Origin of the sequence: Lacrimispora xylanolytica (genome assembly GCF_026723765.1) — a bacterium.
Classification (GTDB): domain Bacteria; phylum Bacillota; class Clostridia; order Lachnospirales; family Lachnospiraceae; genus Lacrimispora; species Lacrimispora xylanolytica.
Genome location: NZ_CP113524.1, coordinates 4,277,960 through 4,298,268, shown reverse-complemented (window position 1 = coordinate 4,298,268; position 20,309 = coordinate 4,277,960). Strand labels below are relative to the sequence as shown.

Sequence of the window (20,309 nt, the reverse complement as noted above, 5' to 3'; positions counted from 1 at the left end):
TTATGGTTAACAATAATTTAAAACGTAGTGACGTTCAAAATGAGTTGAAATCGATTATAAACGACGTATCTGGTGTCAGTATTGATAAATTTGATGATTGTCTGTTTAATGAAAAATATAATATATCTTCTGAATTGTTTGTATATATACTATTAAATGCGAGTAAGAAGTTTGACTTTGATATTAATGATAGCCTTTTTGATTTATTTACAAATTATAGTTTTAATAACGTTGTTGATTCAATTATGAATCATATATCTGATTCAGCTGCCAACAATGATATTATATCATTTTGTTGAGTATACACATAATGTATTTTCACCATTCAATTAGACTTAGGTATATGAGTTGGTGGAATTATGTGCGTAGAAAGGAGGGAAAATATGCGTAAATTAAGAAAAAGTAATTCCATTATAGAAAATAGTGTTGAGGCTTATTCTTGCAGTTGTGGAGGTTGCACTTGCGGCAGTTGTAGTTGTTCTTGCTTTTTATTTATAAACTCTAATGGAAATAATAGTAGTAATTCCTCAACCTCAGCATCAGGAGCTTCTGGTCCGTCGGTAATTTTAAGAGGATAATTTATTATATAAGTACATATAACTTTTACAACATAATAGATATATTATAATCCTAAGTATAAATAATATATTCTGAATGATGCGGTGAAATAGATTTGTTTTATGATTTATTTCATCGCATTACTATTTATAACAATGTTTCCTTGTTAAGGAGGAAGGAATTTACTATGATACAAAGGATAGCTTTTATAGATACTAAAATTAATTTAGATTATATAAATCAGTTTATATCAAAGAAACAGAATATTAGTGGTGTTTATATAATAAAAAATGATATGGTAATTCAGTCGAGAGATAAAACCGTGAGAGATATTACTCATGCAACTATGTGTGCTAAAATGTTCATTGATAACTGTACAGAATATTGTGATATTTCTTTTGTACAAATCTTGGAAGATGGTAATAAAAAAGCTAATATTAGTCATTTATTAATATCTTTAGAGTGGTGTTTGCGAAATAGTATAAATATTGTAAATTTAAGCATTGGGACAACTTCGTTGACTGATGTACCACCACTATATAAAATTGTTAAAAAGTTAACACGTATGGGTGTAGTAGTGGTTTGCGCAACTTCAAATAGAAAAAAGATGACTTTTCCTGCTTGCTTTAAAGAAGTGATTGGAGTTAGATCCCTTAGAGTTAAGTCTGGTTGCCGTGGTTATATATATAATGGGAATTGTTTGGATGGTATAGATATCAGTTACTATTTATCGGATGAAATTATAAAATATAGGGGGAAGTATTATACTCTACCTAGTTCAAACAGCCTCGTAGCTCCAATAATAACTGCTAAGGTCTGTAACCTCCTGAATAACGGTACAAGCTCGATGCGCGACATTGAATTTACTTTAAAAAAAGCATCAATAAAACCTAAATATGATTGGTATAAAAATTTCTATAGAGAGTATTTTAAAGCAAAAGTAACTGTGCCAATTATTGCTATATTAAATAATATTGATACAGATTCAACAATAATATTGCTATCTGAATTTGAAAAAAATGGTTATATTGGGTTTTGCTTAAGTGATAGCTTTAACACAGACATTGAGAAGAAGATAATAAATTTATTGGATTTCAATTCGTATCGCTTGGTTCAGAAGATACGCTTTTATAGCCATTATTGCAATGCTGATTTTATTATATTACATGTAAATAACAAGAGAACCTTATCTAAGTTAAAACTTATAGATTTTGATGTTATTATTGATAAATTTGAACATAAAAGAATTATAGGCGGAAAAGGAATCAAATATATTAATACAGATAAGTACGAAAATATAGAGGAATTATTTTTAGAGCTATATCCTTTTCTATTATAAGTATGAACTTGGTTTAGAGGTGTAATATCAATATTTTATTATCCTATAGTTTTCTGTCCCATTTAGATGCTAATACTATATATAATAAAGAGCAATAGGCAGAAATGGAAAAATTGAAGAGCAATTGTCTTGTTGACTCAATCCCATTAAAAAGGAGTGGAGCCATCATATCAATCTGTATTACCCCTCTCATCATAAGAAAGGGCTGAAGGCTTTCCTTTGAAGCCTTCAGCCCGATTACGATTAAGATGTATCAACATTTGTAAGAGTGGATCTGTGATGGGAACAGTTTACCCCTTTACATATAATGCTAATTTACTTATTCTCCTTAATATATTTTACAATTAATTCTGAAACTACAATTACAATTAATATAAATATAATTCTCCAAAAATTATCTTTAATAATATTTGCCCATGTTGCCTGTGTAGAGATTTTTTCAGCTATTAACATGCCGCAAATAATTATTATATAACCTAAATTTGCAATGATTTTATTTATTAAATTTTTCATTAATTCTTATAATCCTGTGCGTATGAGATGAGTGTTGATGTAGCCATAATTGTAAACATGAGTAATACAGAGGTCACTCTTTTAACTATAGATTTCATATCTAACCTCCATGATATTGTACAGTATTTTGCATATTATGGTTATTCATATATAATGTAATTCACCTCCACTTCTAAAATAATTACCATAAGTTAGAATATTATCTTAATAACATAAATCAACTAACCATTCATGTGTTCCAAATGTTAATGATCAAGCTCTCATTCTCCTGTCAGTTTAGAAAGCAGGTTCATTTTATTATGCAGTAGTTTCACATTACCAAATGCCAATAAAAATCCGATTGTCACCCAGAGCCCAATTTGAATAACGGAATAATTCAAAACTTTTTGAGCCAGGTAAAAGATATAGCAGAATGGAATCAGCGTTAGCCATGCGGTGATTATACCAGGGACATATCGGCGATAGGATAGAGGAAAAATAATCATGTGAAACAGGATCATGTGTATGATATTGGCAACGAGGAACCCGTACCATAATCCATAAAAACCAGTGATATTTCCCAGGAGAGTGGCAAGAATCCATAAAATCAATTCTTCAAAGACTGCAACTGCAAAGCCCGCTGTACTTTTGGTATTACCAAAAGGGGTGGAGGGCAGAGGAATAATTGGCTTCAATCCTTTGTTGCACCAGCTCTTTGCTGTAATAATCTCCTCCATGTCATGTACAATAAATAATAATGGAAAAAGCCAGGCAAACCATTTAAGTTCATTCATAATTACATCTCTCCTTTTTAATTTTTAGTTTATAACATTAGGTGAAACATTTCAATCTTCAGAAATTTATTGCTTATTAATATAAGCTACTAAAACAGATATAGTGTTGCTTATCTGCTTGAGAAGTTTTAAAATAATCATAGGGAGTGGAAAAATGAATCAGAATGACTTGCGTGTCAGAAAGACAAGAAAAAATATCGAAAGCGTTTTTCTGTCCTTGTTAATGGAAAAGGACTTTCATAAAATTACCATTCATACCGACACCATTCATTTATATGAAGACATGTCGGACTTTTTACAGAAGAGTTTTTATGAGAGCCAGAAGTTAAAGAATAAGAAATCACCAGAGATATTAGATTATTTGTCAAATTTATATGCCGCACTTGTGTTGACGGCTATGAAATGGTGCTTGAAAAATAAGGGATATGAGGAATTGACAAAACATACCCAGCTTTTTATGAAGCATGATGAGGTACTTGAGTATACATCTATATAAATGATGGGAGGTATTCATAACAGCCGGACTGTATATGACCGGAAATAGGGAAGTGAAATACATAAACTGTAACACATATATTTAGGGGGTTCATATGAAATTCATTCAACAATTATGTTTTTCCGGAGAGTCGGAAGAAGCCTTGGAGGTATACAAGCGAGCCTTTGGTTGTAGGGTAAAGAATTTGTTACATTATTCCGATGCGGTGAAAAATGGCTGGGAGCAGCCGGATGCGTCAAAGGATTCACTGGTTTACCATTCTGAAATCATGTTTGATGAACAAGAGGTAAGGCTGAGTGATTTATCCAGCGAAGAGGATGTTAATCTAACAAAAAAGGTGAAACATAGGATCGGGTTTGATACTGCAGAGGAGGTTGAAAGTGCCTTTTCCATACTTAGTGAAGGTGGAGAGATAATAAATCCACTGGAAAGGCCGCCTTATATGGTGATCATAGGCACTGTCAGGGATCGTTTTGGAGTTCTTTGGGAGCTGATGTGTGATTTTTAGTATTTAGTCGTTTGGTATTTATCTTAATTTACTATGAATCAGAAGAACATTCTAAGACAAATGATATATAATTGGGGGTAAAATATGAATATTGAAATACGCAAACTGACGCCAGACCTGGCAGAAGATTATGTTCATTTTTTTGATGTTACACCACATGATGACAATGTAGATGAAAATAAATGTTATTGTGTCTGCTGGAGTAACGAAGATTATAAGAAGAAAGACCTTTCGACTGCAGAGAACCGCAGGGAGTGTGCCTATGAATATGTTAGAGGCAATAACGTTCAAGGTTATCTTGCCTATCACGGCGACAGGGTGGTTGGCTGGTGTAATGCCAATACAAAGTCAGATTGTTTGAAATGTGCAAGTTGGCAAAGATTTATGGACTATGTGCCCTTAGAGGAACCTGGCTTGGACGTAAAGGTAAAATCTATTTTTTGTTTTATGATTGCACCGGATATGAAACGGCAGGGCATTGCTACCCAGTTATTGGAACGTGCTTGTAAGGATGCCGCCCAAGATGGATTCGATGTAATAGAAGTATACCCATACAAAAAATCCAGTTACCAATCGTCGGATTTTGGAGGCCATTTTGAACTGTATCAGAAAATGGGATTTTATATTTTTGCTGAGGCAGAGCAGGGACTGGTCATGAGGAAACAGTTAAAACTGTGTAGATCTAAACAAGTAATTTGAGAGGTGGAGACTGATTCCTAATGTATTTAGAATAACTCTTTGATAGACATCAACAAAGACAATACATAAAGATAAAAAAAGGGGTTTTTAAAATGAGCCATATATATTTATTACCGCTAACGTTTCATAGAGGTGAAACAGAAAATATCATATACCCGGTACTTTTAAAAGACGAGAACGAATTGATTTTAGTTGATTGCAGTTATCCGGATACAATGCCAATGTTAGAGGAGGCCATGCAAAAAATTGGTTTTTCTTTAAGCATGTTAACGAAGATAATTATTACACACCATGATTATGATCATATGGGAGCGTTACATGAAATAACTCAGAAATATCCCCAAATTGAAGTTTTGTGTTCAAAAGAACAAGCGCCCTATATTACGGGAAAATGTAAATCTCTGCGTTTACAGCAGGCCGAAGACCTTCAGGATACGCTGCCGGAAGATAAAAAGGAGTACGGTAAGGAGTTCCAAAAGCTAATAGCCTCTGTGAAACCGGTTGATAAGGTTACTGTAATAGAAGGTGGCGCAATTCTTCCTTATTGCGGTGGTATTGAGGTGGTAGACACGAAGGGTCATATGCCTGGGCATATCTCTTTATACGTTAAAAAAGAAAAAGTGCTGATTACAGGTGATGCTCTCGTTATTGTAAATGGAAAGCTTTATATGGCTTTGCCCCAATATGCTTTAAATATGGAAGAGGCAAAAGATTCCGTTCGTAAATTGGAAGGTTATGATATAGAAACGATTATTTGCTACCATGGTGGTGTTTGTGATACAGGTGTTAAAAATCGTTTGAATGAAATCATTGCAAAATTTTAGTAACAGAAATATAAAAAGTAATTTATTTTCTGCTCTTCATAAGATAGGGCTGAATGCTTCTTAGAGAAGCCTCCAGCCCTATCATGATTAAGACAAATCATCGTTTGCCATTATATCAATCAATTAAACAAGTTCAGGTTCGCTAAAATCCAGAGTGAGCTCAGCGTCATCGTGAGTGAGTTCTGTCTCCTCCTTGGTATCTAAATCTACCCGGAACACTCGGTAGCTGGAACCTTGTTTTTTAACTCTGTATTTAGTCCCGTCATACATTTCAGAAGTCAGGCCGCTTGTTTTGACTTTTCCATTTTCATCTACAACAAACAGTCCAGTTCCGTTAGTTTTGGCTAACTCGGGGATATAAATTAATTTATATTTGGTATCTTCATCTGCTGTGACTGCAAGTCCCTTATAATATAACTTTCCTTCGTATACTCCAGTGACGCCCTGACCTTCGGAATAGCCATTTTCTCTCTTTTTGGAGAAATAGTAATGGTAATCGGTTGCGTCATTTACAAGCGTTACTTTTCCGGTGGTTTTTGATGATTTGGAGCCGAAATAATAATAGCCTTCTTTTAATTGGAAGGATCCATCTTTATTGTAAATATAAATCAGGCCATCAATGATTTCACCCCTAGAGTCGAAAAGATAATAGGTGTTATTAACTTTTTGAAGGCGGGCATGGTGCAGATCATCGTCGCCCCCCTCTAATCCATATTTTCCTTTTGTATCGACCCATCTTACTTCGGTCATACGGCTTGCACTAGATGGTGTGGCTTCTGAGGCGGTGGCTTTGGTTGCGGTCATCATCTTGCCCCGTTTATCAAAGTAATACCAGGTGGCATCTTCGTCAGGATCGCCGTTTAATCCAGGTGGTACGATGGATAACCATATGTCTTTTTGAATGACTCCCAGGTCCTCTTCGCCGCAATAGTAATACCTGCTTGCGTCTGCATTATAGGTGTCTAAAAGTGCTTTCTCCGTGTTTTCGTCAACCCTTACATAAGTATCAGTATCTGCCGTTTTATAGGCCCAGCCTTCAATCATTCGGCCCTGTTCATCGAAACAGAATTCATGATTACCAATGGTGGCTTTCGTGTTTCTTCGAATAACGCCAGTGCTCTTAAAATTGTACCAGTATTCTTCTCCTGAATGGTCCTCATCATCAGGAGCTTCCAGCTTAAGCCAGCCGCTTGCTCTGCTTCCGTCCTCCAGGCAGTAATATGTATTATTGGTGGTTATTTCGTCTGTTAAGTACTCTGCTTCATTATCTGTAAATGTGATCCAGCCGGTCAACATTTCACCGGTACTGGAGAAAAAGTATTTTTTATCCCCTATTTGCTGCTTTCCGGTCAACATTTCACCATTTTGGTCAAAATAATACCAGTATTGATTGGTATCTGTGGAATCATTCCAGGACTGATTATAAATCCAGGAGTTTTTTACCCGGAGACCTTCTGAATCCACATAATAGTTCTTGTCTCCATCGGTGATCCAGGAAGAAGTCTTAAGCTTTCCGGTATCACCAAGATAATAAAAGCCCTTTTGCCCCTTCTTCCATGCAGATGTTATGTATCCGCCATTTTCTTCGTAATGCCAGCCGTTTTCTGTCTCGGTCCAGCCACTTGCTTTTGAAACCATAGCAGTATTTATGGTTAATGTGGCTGCCGTCATAATCATAAAGGTATTTCTCGTCCAATGCTTGTTCAAAAGTATTTCTCCCTTAAAGTAATGATGTAATGTATTTATAATATGGTAAATATCCAACTCGAAACAATCAACTTTTTTATGGTGTCTCAGGATATAAACATATTACGCCTATATGGTATAGTACTAAAGCAATTTTGTAAAGAGAAATATTTCGCATTTTGGAAAAATTAGCCTTAATGAGAGATTATTTATATTAATATAATTAAAAAACATAATAAAATATATAATTGAAATTATTTATCAGTAATAAACTGCTTTATTCTGGATATAAAAAAATAAAACCTGGATAATCCTTGGGAAAAGGTTTTGATATATTCCAAAAGCGAAAGTTCGTGGAGACTATATGAAACAAGCTGAAATGGTATTTGAAATAGTATATTGAATTGTATGTTAAACTCTGAATATTTTGTTTCATAAGATTCTTCTGGGCAGATGGTTGATTATATATGGAAAAATGTTAAAATGATAGTAAAATATTTGAGGTGATGGTGCATGAATGGTTTTTTTTGTTTAGTGCCGCTTTTATTTATAAGATTTGGAGTCTTACGTTTGCTGAATGAAGATGCCTTAAGACGTGCGGCTTTATTTGCTCCAGCGATTGGTAAGGAGAAGGTGGCACTGTGGTTTTATCAGGTATCAAACAGTTTCATTTTTGTGTATCTTTGTTTTCTTAGGATTCAGACAGATTCTTACTGGTTTTACATAGGCTTGGTAATTTATGCCTTAGGATTGTTGTTGTGTCTTATGTCGGTCTTGGATTTTGCAAAACCTGGGGAGAATGGTATCAACACGACTGGGTTTTATCAAATTTCGCGTAATCCAATGTATGTAGGGTATTTTATATTTTTCTTAGGCTGCTGTGTGCTTACCCGGTCCTGGCTCTTAGTTGCAAGCCTAATGGTATTTCAAGTGTCAGGACACTGGATTATCCGATTGGAAGAAAGATGGTGTATAGAGAAATTCGGGCAAGAGTACATAAGTTACATGGATAAAGTAAGGCGTTATATGTAAAATAGAAAAATAGACACTATGACGCAGATGTTGGGACAGTTATAGAGAAAGAGAGGATTTCCATATGGCATATTATGATGAACAATTACAGCTTCTCCAACAGAAAATTGCACGAAAGAATCATGAGGAGACCAAACTGAAGCAATTATATATACAACGTGAGGAGCTAAGTGGGAAAGTATATGAGCTTAAGAAAAGCAAACTAGAACAGCAAAAGGATGTAGATCAACTGGAGGGCGGCAGCCTATCCTCTTTCTTCTATGCGATTATAGGGAAAAAGGAAGAGAAGCTTGATAAGGAGCGGGAGGAAGCATATGCAGCTAAGGTGAAATACGATGTGGCTTCTCGTGAGCTTTCTGCGGTGGAGGAAGATATTGCCCGAATCGAAACGGAAATAAGATTGTTAGGGGCCAGTGAAAAACAGTATGAGAAAATGTTAAAGAGTAAGGCTGAAGCAATTAAATCCACCGGATCTCAGGAGGCAGTGGAAATCTATGAGACGGAGAAACGCATTTCTTTCATAGAAAGCCAAAGGAAGGAAATCGAGGAGGCTCTTTCTGTCGGAGAAAAAGCCCTCGTTATTACGAACCGGATTCTTTCTAACATCGACAGTGCAAAGAGCTGGGGTACATGGGATTTAATGGGGGGAGGACTGATATCAGGTATGGCAAAGCACAGTCATCTTGATGAAGCTCAGAATCAGGTGGAAGATTTGCAGATACAGCTGCGCCGGTTTAAGACTGAGCTGACGGATGTAAAAATTGACGCTGATGTGCAGGTCAGTATTGACGGATTTCTAGGCTTTGCAGATTATTTCCTTGACGGTTTATTTGCAGATTGGGCGGTGCTAAATCGGATTAATGAGTCTCTGTCTCAAGTGGAAAATACGAAGAGACAGATTGAACGTGTCTTAAGCCATTTAAGAAGCATAGATACTTCCAGCAAGGCAGAGCTGGAGCGTGAGAGAATTAATCTCAATATCCTGATTAACGAAGTGAAAATGTAAGGACGTTTTATTCAAGCTTCCATGAAAAGGGGAAATATCAATGATAAGAGAAATATTAAAGCTTGGAAATCCTCATTTGTACGAGCTAAGTGAAGAAATTGTGGATTCGGACCGTGATTTTTTAGCGGAATGGGTACAAGATTTACATGACACTCTTATGGATTACAGGAAAACATATGGTGCAGGCCGTGCCGTAGCGGCACCTCAGATTGGAATTAAGAAACGGCTGATTTATATGTTTACCGATCAGCCGTACGTTTTTATTAACCCAGTCTTAACCTTTCCGGATGATGAGACGTATGTGCTGCTCGATGATTGCATGTCATTTCCAGGTCTCATGGTAAAGGTGGAACGTTATCGACGTGCAGAGATGGAATACCTTGATCAGGATTTTAATCCCCAGAAGATGTTTCTGGAAGGTGATCTATCGGAACTGTTACAGCATGAATACGATCATTTAGATGGAATATTAGCTACCATGCGAGGGATTGATAATAAGTCTCTGTATATGCAGCAGATGAAGCGTGAGCTGACATAACAGGGCTTAATAGTATATAATCAAAGGAGGTTTTACAATGAGCAGCTTATTTGACTTAAAAGGAAAGTTTGCTATTGTTACGGGGGCTTCTTCCGGGCTTGGGAGACAATTTGCCCTTGCACTGGCAAGAGAAGGTGTGAATGTTGCAATCGTTGCCAGACGTCTGGACCGTTTGGAATCGGTAAAAAAGGAAATTGAAGATCTGGGAGTAAGGTGCTATACCCATGGATGCGATGTAACGAAGACGGAAGAAATCGTTCAGACAGTGGCAGATATAAAAGAGCATTTTGGCAGAATTGATATCCTGGTAAACAACGCAGGCCTTGGTCTTTCGGATGCGGCGGAGAATACCACAGATGAAATGTGGCATCGAATGATGGATACCAACATTAATGGTGTGTTTTTCTTTGCCCGCGAGGTGGGGCGTATTATGGTAGCTCAGAAATATGGTAGGATTATTAATCTTGGCTCCATTCATTCCACCGTTGCCATGCCGGGATTCCCCATCTCTGCATATGCTACCACAAAGGGGGCCGTACTGATGATGACAAAATCACTGGCCAATGAATGGGCCAAGCATGGTGTTACCGTAAATGCCATAGGTCCTGCCTATTTCCCAAGTGAAATGACGTCTGATGTATTAGATAACAAAGAGATGTACGATGCAATCTGCAACTTATGCCCCATGGGAAGGCCGGGGCGTGACGGCGAATTAGACGGGGCTTTGATTTATTTTGCGTCTGACGCCTCTTCCTATACTACAGGACAGCTGCTTCAGATAGACGGCGGTTGGACAACCATTTAATCATTAGCCTGGGACAGTAAAAAGTCCCGGGCTTTATTCGCACTTAAGGAAAGCAAATACAAACAAAGTAGCTGAACTGACAATATTGTGCAAAAGAAGTCTGGAGCTTTCTATGAATAAATGATACCATAAAGAAAATACCAAATAGATACCTATAGGAGTTACACCATGAAAATAGGAATGATACAGGCCAGTTCCCAGAGTGATAAAAACAGTATATTAGAAAACAGTGTTAACATGGCTGTCAGGGGCAAAGAGCATGAGGTAATTAATTTTGGAGTCTTTGGAGAGGAAAAGAGAACCTACTCCTATGTTCAGATCGCATTATGTATCAGTTTGCTAATCGAGAGCAAGGCAGTTGATTTTGTTGTGACTGGGTGTTCTTCCGGACAAGGAATGATGCTTGCCTGCAACAGCCTTCCTGGAATATTATGCGGGTATATTGAGAACCCTTCTGATGCTTACCTGTTTGGAAGAATCAATGATGGAAACGTGGTTTCCTATCCCTTAGGGCTGAATTTTGGCTGGGCGGGTGAAATCAATCTGCAAAGTACTATGAATGCATTATTTGAAGAACCGTTTGGTATTGGATATCCGGTTGAAGATGCAGACCGGAAGAAGGAAGATACTAAGTTAATCAAACACATCAATTCTCTGAGTAAAAAAAGTCTAATTGATGTCTTGCCAGAGCTGGATAAAGCATTTGTGAGAGCAGCTTTAAGCTATGATTGTGTGTATTCCTATATTATGGAACATGGGAAAGACATTAACTTAAAGAGAATGATGGAGAGTATGAGGGATGTACAATGAAAGCAAGTAACATTGCCAATTGTGTATAAAATATAAGAAAGAGAAAGGATAGAAAAATCATGCTGGAAGCCATTAAAAACAGACGCAGCATACGGAAATTCAAAGATGATGAGGTGCCAAAGCACATGATAGAAGAGATCATACAGTCCGGTATACTTGCCCCCTCCTCTAAAAATGGTCAGCCCTGGAAATTTGTGGTCGTTTCCGGAAATGCTAAGGCAGACATGGTGACGGTCATGAGAAATGGGTTAGAGAGAGAAAAGGAACGTCCCCTTTTACCGAATGTCTCTCATTATATTTCTGGAGCAGCCCATACCCTTAAGATTATGGAACAAGCCCCAGTAACAATCTTTATCATCAATCCTGTGGGCATTGACGTACACTCATCATTGACCGAGGAAGAGCATATCAGTGAGATCTGTAACGCTCAGTCTATTGGTGCGGCGATTGAAAATATGATACTGACAGCCACTGAGCTTGGACTGGGAAGCTTATGGATCTGTGATACTTATTTTGCTTATGATGAGCTGCAAAACTACTTAAATACAGGCGGTGAACTATTTGCGGCTGTATCAATCGGATATGCACAAGAGGCACCGGGCGCAAGGCCTAGAAAAAGCATGAATGAGGTTGTAGAGTGGCGTGTATAATGCCTCATGTTTATATTAGCTTAAGATTTTTGTAACTTTCCTCCTTTTTCCATTTTTGGTATAATATATGTGTCAGAAGAATAATAACATAAGATGTATCTGAAGCAGCGTAACGACACCACTATTATGCAAGGAGGATAATATATGTTTGGTAAAAGAAAACGACTGAAATTCATAGAAGAAAACAAGGTTTCAAAAGACAATCAGGTATATTTAGGCCTGGGAAATATTCTGGTGGATATGAACGATATTACAGGCTATGTACTGGAAATGCGTATTAATGTAAATGATTTTAAGAACCTTTTGGCTGATGCCTGGGAGATATCCGACTCCAAGTCATTTGCGGATACTCTGGAGTGGCTTTTAGCCGAAGGCCACCGCGGTGAGTTTGGATATAAATTTGAGCAGTATAAAAATGGAGATACCGGAGCTCTTAGCGGCAAAGCTACCATGGCCATTAAAGAACTATACGAATATGCAGAGGACTACAAATTTGATAAAAAGTACCTTGATGAATGCAGAAGCATCTCAGCATGGGATTTTGAACGGGCTGCGTTCCTTACAAGAGGTGCTTATCACGTAGGATATATTTCACAGGATGAGGCCTGGAACATATTAAAGAACAGGATTGCACCGGCAGTTGTAAGCGCTGGTTTTCATAGCTGGCAGGATTATGCTGCTTCCTTCTTAATGGGACGTAGCATCTGCTATGGAGCTGACCCGGGAGACGTACTTTACCCGATTTCAGATATGTTGAATGGAAAAGAGGCTTCTGTATGGAAAGAATATCCCATTGGTGAACTGAAGTAAAATTATTTATTTGGTTTACATAAAGCAAACGTTAACATAATAAAGATACCCCTTGACTGGATTCTAAGAAACCAATCGAGGGGTATCTTTTATATTACTTTATATAAGGCTGATGTAATGATTTAAAAGCTTCCATTTATTTTATCTACCAGGTTATCATAGGTCTGTCCGGTAGCAATTGCATAAATGGATATCAGCAATAAAATTCCTGCAGCAATCAGATAGAGGGGCTTAAAATGAAAGCCATATCCGTTGTTTTTATTCTTATAATAAGAAAACAAATTAAAACCGATGTATCCTAGGGATATAAAAAAGATAAGGTATGTAATCAATTGAGGTGTCATAACGTTTCTCCTTTCTCATGGATGAATCTTTACTATGTTAAATGAAAGCGGTTACGCAAAGCCTGATACTCTTCCTTTTGTCCATAGCTGATCTGATATTCACTGCTTCCTGGCAAATCTTCGGCCAGAGTCTGAACGGTAAACAGGTGCTTTCCCTCTTTGTCGTGAAAGAGATAGTTGGTACCAACGGTCGAATATGGCTTAGGGGTGATCTGATCCACGAAATAGCTTCCCACCAGTTCGATTTTTTTGTCGTCTGGCAAGTAGCTGTATACTTCGATGGGGCCACTCTCTTTGTCAAACAGTAATAGGTAGGAATAATAAGTGGTTTTAGTCAGTACCAGGGAAGATTGTTCTATAAAGTGTCCGTTGACGAATACTTTGTTCGTTAAATCAACTCCTGCCCAATGCAGAAGATTCTTTAGTTGACTTTTTAAATCATTATCTTCTTCTGCCCGGAGCCCGCTTTGATTGTATTGTTTTAAACGAATGTTATAAAACACGCAATAGGCTATTACTGCGGCAAAAATTACAATAATCCACATCATATTATATCAACTCCTTTTATTTGATGAAATTATTATACAATAAAATGGTAATGATTTCTATAATTATTTTTGATTATGAACTTCATTTAATAATTATAGAATTAAATGTTATAATGTAAGAAATGCGAAGATGATTCTTAGAAAAGGGGTGCTATGTGAAATTAGGAGCTACGTTATACATTAAGAATACAGTGGAAGCTGTGGAATGCTACAGGGAAGCATTTGGTCTTACGCTGGGATATCATGAAGTGTATCCAGATGGAACTTATATGCATGCAGAGCTTAAGAAAGACGGGAAAGAAGTATTTGCCATCAGCGAATCCACAAATGATACAATGGTAAACATGATGCTTTCCTCCAACCAAAAGGAAGCCCGTCCTACCATGTGTTTTGGTTTAAGCTTTGAACATGATGAGGAAGTAAAAAGAGCCTTTCATAAATTAAGTGAGAAAGGGACCATACTTTTGCCCCTGGGATCACTTCCGTGGAGCACCTGCTGCGCAGAGGTAGTGGATGAATACGGAGTATACTGGTATTTAAGCGTATGAAAAAAAGCAGCCTCTAATCTAAGGCTGCTTTCCATTTCCCCGTACGGTACTGGAGATAAGAGATAATATAGTTTGTAAGCCAGCCAATGGGAACCGCATACCATACCATGGCAATGCCGAACCGTGGGGCAAGAGTGACTGCCATAACCACCCGGATGGTGAGATTTGCGAAGTTTGCAATGGTGAACATCTTCATATCGGCGGCCCCCCGAAGCAGGCCGTCTGTACTCATCTTAAGGCCAATGAGAACAAAGAAGAAGCCCATAAATCTTAAATAGCCGGTTCCGGTCTCATATGCAAGCTGGGTTCCGCCTCCTCCCAGAAACAGCCTGACGATGGGAGTATGAAACAGCTCTAACATCACACAGGTAAATACAGCAAACAGGAATATAAATTGATTGGCGGCATGATAGCCCTTTCGAACCCGTTCCGCCTTTCCTGCTCCCAGGTTTTGTGCGGTATAGGAAGACATGGCGTTTCCAATGGCAGCCATAGGCACCACACAAATACTTTCTACACGCATGGCAGAAGAAAAGCCTGCCAATACCTCACTACCAAAGCTGTTAACAACGGACTGGACTAGTAGCATTCCAATCGCCACGGTGGACTGCTGTAAGATAGAGGGCAGGGCCACCTTTGACATTTCCGACAGAGAAGAAGAATCAAATGGAGTCTGAAGGTAAGAGACATATTTTTTAAATTCCCGGATTAAAAGAAGAACGGAAAGCAAAACAGAGACGCCCTGTGCAATAAAGGTGGCCCAGGCGGCACCCCGTACCCCAAGTCCCAGATTATAGACCATAAATACAGCCAAAAGGATGTTGAGCAGGGAGGAAAAAATCAGGAGATACAAAGGAATTCTTGATTTTCCCACTGCGTTAAATATGGCGGAAATCACGTTATACATAAATAAAAAGGGCAGACCCCAGAAATAAATATGAAGGTAATCCGTAGCCATATCTAAAATATTCTCCGGGGTGTTTAGATAGGTCATGAAGTTCCTGCCAAACATAAGTCCAATGGCAGCCAATAGGATGCTGAGAATTAAAAATGAGATGAGAGCCGTTGTGGCTGACTGTATCATTTTCTTATAATTCCTGGCACCCAGATAGTGTCCGGTGATGACCGAAGCGCCAACGCCTCCTCCAATGGCAATACAGATAAATACATTGGTAAAGGAATAGGAAGCACCTATGGCGGCCAGGGCATCCTCGCTGACGAAACGGCCTACAATCACCGAATCTGCCATGGTATAAAACTGTTGGAACAGGTTGCCGATAATCATCGGCACAGTAAAGACAGCCAGGGCTTTGGCGGGTTTATCGTTAATTAAGTATTCTTTGTCCATCTCTTGCTCCTAAGTCATAGATTTCATTGCTTTTTTCCGCATTCATATTCACAGCTGCATTCTAATGCTTCTTTACCATTCTCTTGCTGCGTCGAAAATGTTTCGGTAAATTGGCGGATCGTATCAGTTACCAAATCAGTATTGACCAGATAATGCATATGGTATCCCATTTTGGACCCGGTTATCACACCGGCTTTTTTTAATAGGTTCATTTGCTGGGATACAGCGGGTTCACTAATTCCTAGCTTTTTTGACACAGCTCTGACACAGTAGTGACGTTCCATTAATAGCTTCAGAATCTTATATCTGGTAGGATCTGTAATAATGTGAACAATGGCGATAGGATCCATGGTGATTCCTTTCTTTTTCTCTATGACAGTTTTATTCGTTGTATTTGATTAAGCTTTTACTTAATTAGATTAATCCTGCCGCCCTGGTTTGTCAAGAAAGTTTTTTTGAAAATACCATAAGCTGTAGGCTTTTTGGAGAAGCAGGTGCTCCCAAAAAGTCTGAATAAGTTTTTTGCACTTTCATATTTCTGGTCCTCAAGATGGATTTAATCTCTTTCATTGAATAAAGGCGAATGGGGTCTCCATAAATAATGTCAGGCTTTACGGTTGGTTCTCCGTAGGGGAGACTATACCCACCATAGAGCATGATTCTTTTATCTGGAATCCACTCAAATTGAGAGAGGGACAGGGTGCTGCTTCCTGCTTCCCAGTTATATTTTGGGAAATAAAGCTCTGCGTGTTCCGCCCGGCAGATATCCATAACGTGTACACCACCCGGTTTCAAAGCGTTTGAGATGACGTCAAAAATCTTCAGATTTTCCATGTCATTTTCCAAATATCCAATGGCTCCGTCCGCCAGATTCAGTACTACATCAAAATCCTGTGAAAAGGTAACCTCACGGATATCGGATAAAAGGAAGGTGGCAGGCAGGGAGTAATCCCTTGCTGTTTTTATGGCATCTTCAATATAATCTCTTGTAATATCAATGCCCACCACTTCAAAGCCTTTCCTGGCAAATGATAAGGAGTGCCTGCCGTATCCGCAGGCCAGATCTAAGATTCGCTCATTTCCTTTTAAGTTCAGCGTTTCAATGATAAAATTTACCTGTCTTTCCGTATCCTCTACCCAAGAGTGATGTTTAATATCAAGGCTCCATATCTGTTTGTACCAATCCGATTGTTTTGGTTTCATATTACATTCCTTTCGTATTTTAATTGCCGGCATATTCAGTATACAGAATTTAGTAAAAAATGGTAGACTTATAATTTCCATTATGATATGATTTTGATGATAGTACGGAAAGAAATATTCCAAACTTTTTTGTGCACATTTAACAAAAAGCATAGGATAAATTGAACGTTTTGCAGATAGATTTCCTTTTCTATCCGTGCTATACTACGTTTAGAAAATAGATGTGTAGTTTGTGACTGGTCATGCAGGCAAGGTCTACAGGGGTTGTAATCACGTATCAGTGTTATACTGTGGTCCTCTGTGCTTGTCTTTTTTTTGTTCTATTTGAAGGGGAATATGAAGATTGAGAAAGTACTGAATAATAACATGGTATTAGCTTATAATACGGAGGGAAAAGAAGTTATTCTAAAAGGGAAATCCATCGGTTTCGGAAGAAAAAAAGGCGATGAGATTGATCGCAAACTGGTGGAACGGGTATTCGTACAGAATGATAAAAAGGATGCCAGACACTTTGAAGAATACTTTGCAAAGCTTCCCCAGGAATATTGGGAGATCAGCGAGCAGACCGTTGATTATGCGAAAAGCGAATTTGGCATACAGCTTAACGAGCGGACCATCCTTACGGTTTGTGACCACATTGCAGGAGCGGTTGACCGTTACCGGGATGGAGTGATTCTTCGCAATGCCATGGTTTGGGAGGGAAAGCGGTTTTATCCCAATGAGTTCAAGGTTGGACAGTATGCTCTGGATCTCATTCAAAAAAGACTGAATGTGAAGATGGAAGAGGATGAGGCCATGTTCCTGGCATTTCATTTCGTCTACGGCCAGTTAAAGAAAAAAGAGCCTGAGAATTTTGAACTGATTACCCAGATTATCCGTGATATCGTTGATATTGTGGAGGCATCTTATCAGGTAAAGCTTAATGCGGAATCCTGGGATTACAGACGATTTGTAACACACATTCGATTTTTCGCTCAACGCATGCTGCAGAATAAGCAGTATGAGATTACTGATGAGGATTGGTTTCATGTTTTAAAGGAAAAGTACCGCAATTCCTATAACTGCATTGTAAAAATAGCTGATTACGTTCATGACCGGTATTATTATGAGATGGACCGGGAAGAGATGATGTATCTGATGATTCATATAGAAAAAGTTACAAGAGATTTAAAGTAAAACTGAGAGTTGGGATTGTTACCGGACGGGATCTATGTCTGGGCAGGACCCTGCACATATAGTGGGCTGCAAGAACATTTGCAGGCTGCTTGTTGCAGGGTCCTTTTTCTATTTTCTGTTTTTTCACTGAATGCAAAGGCAGCCTTATAAAGGCAGATGCTTTTACAGATATATAACAATAAATTTACCTGAAAAGAAGGGGGAAATAATTATGGCATTTAATCATGAGAATACCGCTAGGTCCATTCTGGATAAAGTAGGCGGAGATAAAAATGTGATAGGACTGACTCACTGCATGACACGTTTGAGATTTGTTTTAAAGGACTTTAATGTGCCTAAGGATGCAGAAATTGAAAAAATACCTGGAGTTATCAGGGTAATCCGCCAGGGCGGTCAGTACCAGGTAGTCATTGGAAATGAGGTTTCCAATGTCTATAACGAGCTTTTAAAGCTTGGTAAATTTGAAGAGACCACAGGTTCTAAGAACGATGGACCAAAGGAGAATTTATTCTTCCGTCTTTCCGGTTTTATTGCTGGTTGTATGACACCTCTTCTTCCTGCCATGCTTGGCTGTGGTATGATTAAGGTGGTATTAACTCTTTTGACCACATTCCACCTTGTAGATCCAACTGGAAGTACTTATATTGCCTTAGAAGCGGCAGGCGATGCATTCTTCTACTTCATGCCGATACTTCTTGCTATGACAACAGCAAAACGTCTTGGCTCCAATATTTACCTTGCCATGGTTATGGCTGCGTTCCTGCTCCACCCGAAGTTAGGAGCACTTCTGGCAGAAGGCAGCACCACCTACTTTGGGCTTCCTGTAACCTCAGCTAACTATGCTTCATCCGTACTCCCAGTACTTCTCATGGTGCCGATTATGGGATACGTGGAGCGATTTGCAGATAAGATCTGCCCAAGTCTTGTAAAAGTATTTTTAAAACCACTGATTGTAATATTTGTTACAATTCCAATCGCACTTGTAGTAGTAGGACCGATTGGAAGTATTGCAGGTAATTATCTGGCATCTGGAATTAACCTTTTATATAGCAGCGCAGGCTGGCTGGCTATTATGCTTCTTTCCGCCGCAATGCCATTTATCGTTATGACAGGCATGCACTATGCATTGCTTCCAATTGCAACCATCGGTCTGGCAACTCTGGGATTTGATGCAGTTTTAATTATTACCATGTTCTGCTCTAACTTGGCACAGGGTGCCGCTTCTTTAGCAGTTGCAGTGAAAAATAAAGATAAAGATACTAGATCAACCGCATCAGCCGCAGGTATTTCCGCCATTGTAGCAGGTGTTACAGAGCCAGCGATGTATGGTGTAACCCTGAAATATAAAACTCCAATGATGGCTGCAGTCATTGGTGCAGGAGCCGCAGGACTTTATGCAGGTATTACTCACCTGGTGGCTTATTCCATGGGTGGATCTCCATCTTCCTTATCTTTAATCCAGATGATTGGCGGAGACAGCTTTGGAAATATGATCAATGGTGTTATTACCTTAGCCATATCTCTTATCGTAACCTTTGTCATGACAATGATTCTCTACAAACCGGAGATAAAGGAAGAGGAGACAGAAACAGTAAAAGAGCCAGCAGAAGAGAAAAAACCACTGGTAGAAACCATTCAGTTAACAAGCCCGGTGACAGGTACTGTAATTCCTCTGTCTCAGGTTGAGGATGCAGTGTTCTCCGGCGGAATTCTTGGAGAGGGAGTGGGTTTGATTCCGGAAGAAGGAAAGGTATTTGCCCCTGCTGATGGAACCATTAGTGCTATCACAGAAACAAAACATGCCGTTGGGATGACTAGTGAAGACGGAGCGGAGATTTTAATCCACGTAGGACTTGATACCGTACAGTTAGGGGGAGAAGGCTTTGTTCTCCACTGCAAGGTAGGGGATAAAGTAAAGCAAGGAGCTCTTTTACTTGAGTTTGATATGGAGAAAATCAAAGAAGCTGGATTTCCTTTAACAACTCCCGTTCTTGTATCTAACATGAATCAGTTTATAAGCCTGAAAGCCACAGAAGATAAGAAGGTAAAGGCTGGAGATACCCTGTTAACGATTGTCTGATTTTGAAAGAGGTGC

General features: G+C 38.6%; 25 protein-coding genes. 17 read left to right on the top strand and 8 right to left on the bottom strand.

Annotated features, from left to right (window positions below; genetic code table 11):
• The first annotated feature begins 2 nt into the window (after positions 1–2).
• The 3 genes from OW255_RS19770 (at position 3) to OW255_RS19765 (ending at position 1,897) form a co-directional block, all read left to right on the top strand.
• Positions 3–299: a hypothetical protein gene (locus tag OW255_RS19770; RefSeq protein ID WP_268115112.1), complete on the top strand. Its 297-nt coding sequence runs from the start codon at positions 3–5 to the stop codon at positions 297–299.
• A gap of 60 nt (positions 300–359) precedes the next feature.
• Positions 360–578: a CLI_3235 family bacteriocin precursor gene (locus OW255_RS21130; RefSeq protein WP_416861656.1), complete on the top strand. Its 219-nt coding sequence runs from the start codon at positions 360–362 to the stop codon at positions 576–578.
• 167 nt (positions 579–745) lie between these two features.
• Positions 746–1,897 (top strand): S8 family serine peptidase, encoded by a 1,152-nt coding sequence (locus tag OW255_RS19765; protein WP_268115111.1) that lies wholly within the window; start codon positions 746–748, stop codon positions 1,895–1,897.
• A gap of 315 nt (positions 1,898–2,212) precedes the next feature.
• Here OW255_RS19765 and OW255_RS19760 read toward each other — a convergent pair whose 3' ends face one another.
• Positions 2,213–2,410 (bottom strand): hypothetical protein, encoded by a 198-nt coding sequence (locus OW255_RS19760; protein WP_268115110.1) that lies wholly within the window; start codon positions 2,408–2,410, stop codon positions 2,213–2,215.
• 260 nt (positions 2,411–2,670) lie between these two features.
• On the bottom strand, positions 2,671–3,183 hold the full coding sequence (locus tag OW255_RS19755) for an HXXEE domain-containing protein (RefSeq protein ID WP_268115109.1): 513 nt from the start codon (positions 3,181–3,183) through the stop codon (positions 2,671–2,673).
• A 154-nt stretch (positions 3,184–3,337) separates the two neighbouring features.
• On the opposite strand from OW255_RS19755, the gene OW255_RS19750 reads away from it, so the two are divergent.
• The 4 genes from OW255_RS19750 (at position 3,338) to OW255_RS19735 (ending at position 5,710) form a co-directional block, all read left to right on the top strand.
• Positions 3,338–3,679, top strand: a complete 342-nt coding sequence (locus OW255_RS19750) for a hypothetical protein (protein ID WP_268115108.1) — start codon at positions 3,338–3,340, stop codon at positions 3,677–3,679.
• A gap of 94 nt (positions 3,680–3,773) precedes the next feature.
• The gene (locus OW255_RS19745; RefSeq protein WP_024838084.1) at positions 3,774–4,187 is read left to right on the top strand and encodes a VOC family protein; all 414 of its coding nucleotides are present in this window, start codon (positions 3,774–3,776) and stop codon (positions 4,185–4,187) included.
• Between the two features lie 84 nt (positions 4,188–4,271).
• The gene (locus OW255_RS19740; RefSeq protein ID WP_268115107.1) at positions 4,272–4,886 is read left to right on the top strand and encodes a GNAT family N-acetyltransferase; all 615 of its coding nucleotides are present in this window, start codon (positions 4,272–4,274) and stop codon (positions 4,884–4,886) included.
• Between the two features lie 92 nt (positions 4,887–4,978).
• Positions 4,979–5,710 (top strand): MBL fold metallo-hydrolase, encoded by a 732-nt coding sequence (locus OW255_RS19735; RefSeq protein WP_268115106.1) that lies wholly within the window; start codon positions 4,979–4,981, stop codon positions 5,708–5,710.
• 123 nt (positions 5,711–5,833) lie between these two features.
• Here the strand turns inward: OW255_RS19735 and OW255_RS19730 are convergent, their stop codons facing one another.
• A complete protein-coding gene (locus OW255_RS19730; RefSeq protein ID WP_268115105.1) occupies positions 5,834–7,417 on the bottom strand; it encodes an N-acetylmuramoyl-L-alanine amidase family protein in 1,584 nt (527 codons plus the stop codon).
• 492 nt (positions 7,418–7,909) lie between these two features.
• Between OW255_RS19730 and OW255_RS19725 the strand changes: the two genes are divergently transcribed.
• The 7 genes from OW255_RS19725 to OW255_RS19695 all read left to right on the top strand — a co-directional run bounded on the left by OW255_RS19725 (position 7,910) and on the right by OW255_RS19695 (position 13,047).
• The gene (locus OW255_RS19725) at positions 7,910–8,428 is read left to right on the top strand and encodes a methyltransferase family protein (RefSeq protein ID WP_268115104.1); all 519 of its coding nucleotides are present in this window, start codon (positions 7,910–7,912) and stop codon (positions 8,426–8,428) included.
• A gap of 64 nt (positions 8,429–8,492) precedes the next feature.
• Positions 8,493–9,434 (top strand): hypothetical protein, encoded by a 942-nt coding sequence (locus OW255_RS19720; RefSeq protein ID WP_024838089.1) that lies wholly within the window; start codon positions 8,493–8,495, stop codon positions 9,432–9,434.
• A gap of 40 nt (positions 9,435–9,474) precedes the next feature.
• Positions 9,475–9,972 (top strand): peptide deformylase, encoded by a 498-nt coding sequence (locus OW255_RS19715; protein WP_268115103.1) that lies wholly within the window; start codon positions 9,475–9,477, stop codon positions 9,970–9,972.
• A 37-nt stretch (positions 9,973–10,009) separates the two neighbouring features.
• Complete coding sequence (locus OW255_RS19710; RefSeq protein ID WP_024838091.1) at positions 10,010–10,777, top strand: SDR family oxidoreductase; 768 nt, start codon at positions 10,010–10,012, stop codon at positions 10,775–10,777.
• Between the two features lie 168 nt (positions 10,778–10,945).
• Positions 10,946–11,587, top strand: coding sequence for an RpiB/LacA/LacB family sugar-phosphate isomerase (locus OW255_RS19705; RefSeq protein ID WP_268115102.1), 642 nt, complete (start codon positions 10,946–10,948; stop codon positions 11,585–11,587).
• A 62-nt stretch (positions 11,588–11,649) separates the two neighbouring features.
• On the top strand, positions 11,650–12,237 hold the full coding sequence (locus OW255_RS19700; protein WP_465245368.1) for a nitroreductase family protein: 588 nt from the start codon (positions 11,650–11,652) through the stop codon (positions 12,235–12,237).
• A 144-nt stretch (positions 12,238–12,381) separates the two neighbouring features.
• On the top strand, positions 12,382–13,047 hold the full coding sequence (locus tag OW255_RS19695) for a DUF1266 domain-containing protein (protein WP_268115100.1): 666 nt from the start codon (positions 12,382–12,384) through the stop codon (positions 13,045–13,047).
• Positions 13,048–13,169: 122 nt separating this feature from the next.
• Here OW255_RS19695 and OW255_RS19690 read toward each other — a convergent pair whose 3' ends face one another.
• A complete protein-coding gene (locus OW255_RS19690; protein ID WP_268115099.1) occupies positions 13,170–13,391 on the bottom strand; it encodes a hypothetical protein in 222 nt (73 codons plus the stop codon).
• 32 nt (positions 13,392–13,423) lie between these two features.
• The gene (locus tag OW255_RS19685; protein ID WP_268115098.1) at positions 13,424–13,939 is read right to left on the bottom strand and encodes a hypothetical protein; all 516 of its coding nucleotides are present in this window, start codon (positions 13,937–13,939) and stop codon (positions 13,424–13,426) included.
• 155 nt (positions 13,940–14,094) lie between these two features.
• On the opposite strand from OW255_RS19685, the gene OW255_RS19680 reads away from it, so the two are divergent.
• Positions 14,095–14,487, top strand: coding sequence for a VOC family protein (locus tag OW255_RS19680; protein WP_268115097.1), 393 nt, complete (start codon positions 14,095–14,097; stop codon positions 14,485–14,487).
• A 13-nt stretch (positions 14,488–14,500) separates the two neighbouring features.
• On the opposite strand, the gene OW255_RS19675 is transcribed toward OW255_RS19680, so the two are convergent.
• From OW255_RS19675 to OW255_RS19665, 3 genes are all read right to left on the bottom strand, one after another.
• A complete protein-coding gene (locus OW255_RS19675; protein WP_268115096.1) occupies positions 14,501–15,835 on the bottom strand; it encodes an MATE family efflux transporter in 1,335 nt (444 codons plus the stop codon).
• Positions 15,836–15,858: 23 nt separating this feature from the next.
• Entirely contained in the window at positions 15,859–16,185 is a 327-nt protein-coding gene (locus tag OW255_RS19670; protein ID WP_268115095.1) for an ArsR/SmtB family transcription factor, read from the bottom strand.
• A 91-nt stretch (positions 16,186–16,276) separates the two neighbouring features.
• Complete coding sequence (locus tag OW255_RS19665; protein WP_268115094.1) at positions 16,277–17,038, bottom strand: class I SAM-dependent methyltransferase; 762 nt, start codon at positions 17,036–17,038, stop codon at positions 16,277–16,279.
• A gap of 336 nt (positions 17,039–17,374) precedes the next feature.
• Between OW255_RS19665 and licT the strand changes: the two genes are divergently transcribed.
• Positions 17,375–18,214, top strand: a complete 840-nt coding sequence (gene licT, locus OW255_RS19660; RefSeq protein ID WP_268115093.1) for a BglG family transcription antiterminator LicT — start codon at positions 17,375–17,377, stop codon at positions 18,212–18,214.
• Between the two features lie 211 nt (positions 18,215–18,425).
• A complete protein-coding gene (locus OW255_RS19655; RefSeq protein ID WP_268115092.1) occupies positions 18,426–20,294 on the top strand; it encodes a beta-glucoside-specific PTS transporter subunit IIABC in 1,869 nt (622 codons plus the stop codon).
• The last annotated feature ends 15 nt before the right edge of the window (positions 20,295–20,309 follow it).

Excerpts from the sequence above, each read along its gene's own strand:
- OW255_RS19675 (WP_268115096.1), bottom strand. The coding sequence starts at position 15,835 with ATGGACAAAGAATACTTAATTAACGATAAACCCGCCAAAGCCCTGGCT.
- OW255_RS19765 (WP_268115111.1), top strand. The coding sequence starts at position 746 with ATGATACAAAGGATAGCTTTTATAGATACTAAAATTAATTTAGATTAT.
- OW255_RS19670 (WP_268115095.1), bottom strand. The coding sequence starts at position 16,185 with ATGGATCCTATCGCCATTGTTCACATTATTACAGATCCTACCAGATAT.
- OW255_RS19695 (WP_268115100.1), top strand. The coding sequence starts at position 12,382 with ATGTTTGGTAAAAGAAAACGACTGAAATTCATAGAAGAAAACAAGGTT.
- OW255_RS19715 (WP_268115103.1), top strand. The coding sequence starts at position 9,475 with ATGATAAGAGAAATATTAAAGCTTGGAAATCCTCATTTGTACGAGCTA.
- OW255_RS19685 (WP_268115098.1), bottom strand. The coding sequence starts at position 13,939 with ATGATGTGGATTATTGTAATTTTTGCCGCAGTAATAGCCTATTGCGTG.
- OW255_RS19740 (WP_268115107.1), top strand. The coding sequence starts at position 4,272 with ATGAATATTGAAATACGCAAACTGACGCCAGACCTGGCAGAAGATTAT.
- OW255_RS19705 (WP_268115102.1), top strand. The coding sequence starts at position 10,946 with ATGAAAATAGGAATGATACAGGCCAGTTCCCAGAGTGATAAAAACAGT.
- OW255_RS19720 (WP_024838089.1), top strand. The coding sequence starts at position 8,493 with ATGGCATATTATGATGAACAATTACAGCTTCTCCAACAGAAAATTGCA.
- OW255_RS19760 (WP_268115110.1), bottom strand. The coding sequence starts at position 2,410 with ATGAAAAATTTAATAAATAAAATCATTGCAAATTTAGGTTATATAATA.
- OW255_RS19725 (WP_268115104.1), top strand. The coding sequence starts at position 7,910 with ATGAATGGTTTTTTTTGTTTAGTGCCGCTTTTATTTATAAGATTTGGA.
- OW255_RS19735 (WP_268115106.1), top strand. The coding sequence starts at position 4,979 with ATGAGCCATATATATTTATTACCGCTAACGTTTCATAGAGGTGAAACA.
- OW255_RS19655 (WP_268115092.1), top strand. The coding sequence starts at position 18,426 with ATGGCATTTAATCATGAGAATACCGCTAGGTCCATTCTGGATAAAGTA.
- OW255_RS19665 (WP_268115094.1), bottom strand. The coding sequence starts at position 17,038 with ATGAAACCAAAACAATCGGATTGGTACAAACAGATATGGAGCCTTGAT.
- OW255_RS19755 (WP_268115109.1), bottom strand. The coding sequence starts at position 3,183 with ATGAATGAACTTAAATGGTTTGCCTGGCTTTTTCCATTATTATTTATT.
- OW255_RS19690 (WP_268115099.1), bottom strand. The coding sequence starts at position 13,391 with ATGACACCTCAATTGATTACATACCTTATCTTTTTTATATCCCTAGGA.
- OW255_RS19770 (WP_268115112.1), top strand. The coding sequence starts at position 3 with ATGGTTAACAATAATTTAAAACGTAGTGACGTTCAAAATGAGTTGAAA.
- licT (WP_268115093.1), top strand. The coding sequence starts at position 17,375 with ATGAAGATTGAGAAAGTACTGAATAATAACATGGTATTAGCTTATAAT.
- OW255_RS19750 (WP_268115108.1), top strand. The coding sequence starts at position 3,338 with ATGAATCAGAATGACTTGCGTGTCAGAAAGACAAGAAAAAATATCGAA.
- OW255_RS19745 (WP_024838084.1), top strand. The coding sequence starts at position 3,774 with ATGAAATTCATTCAACAATTATGTTTTTCCGGAGAGTCGGAAGAAGCC.
- OW255_RS21130 (WP_416861656.1), top strand. The coding sequence starts at position 360 with ATGTGCGTAGAAAGGAGGGAAAATATGCGTAAATTAAGAAAAAGTAAT.
- OW255_RS19710 (WP_024838091.1), top strand. The coding sequence starts at position 10,010 with ATGAGCAGCTTATTTGACTTAAAAGGAAAGTTTGCTATTGTTACGGGG.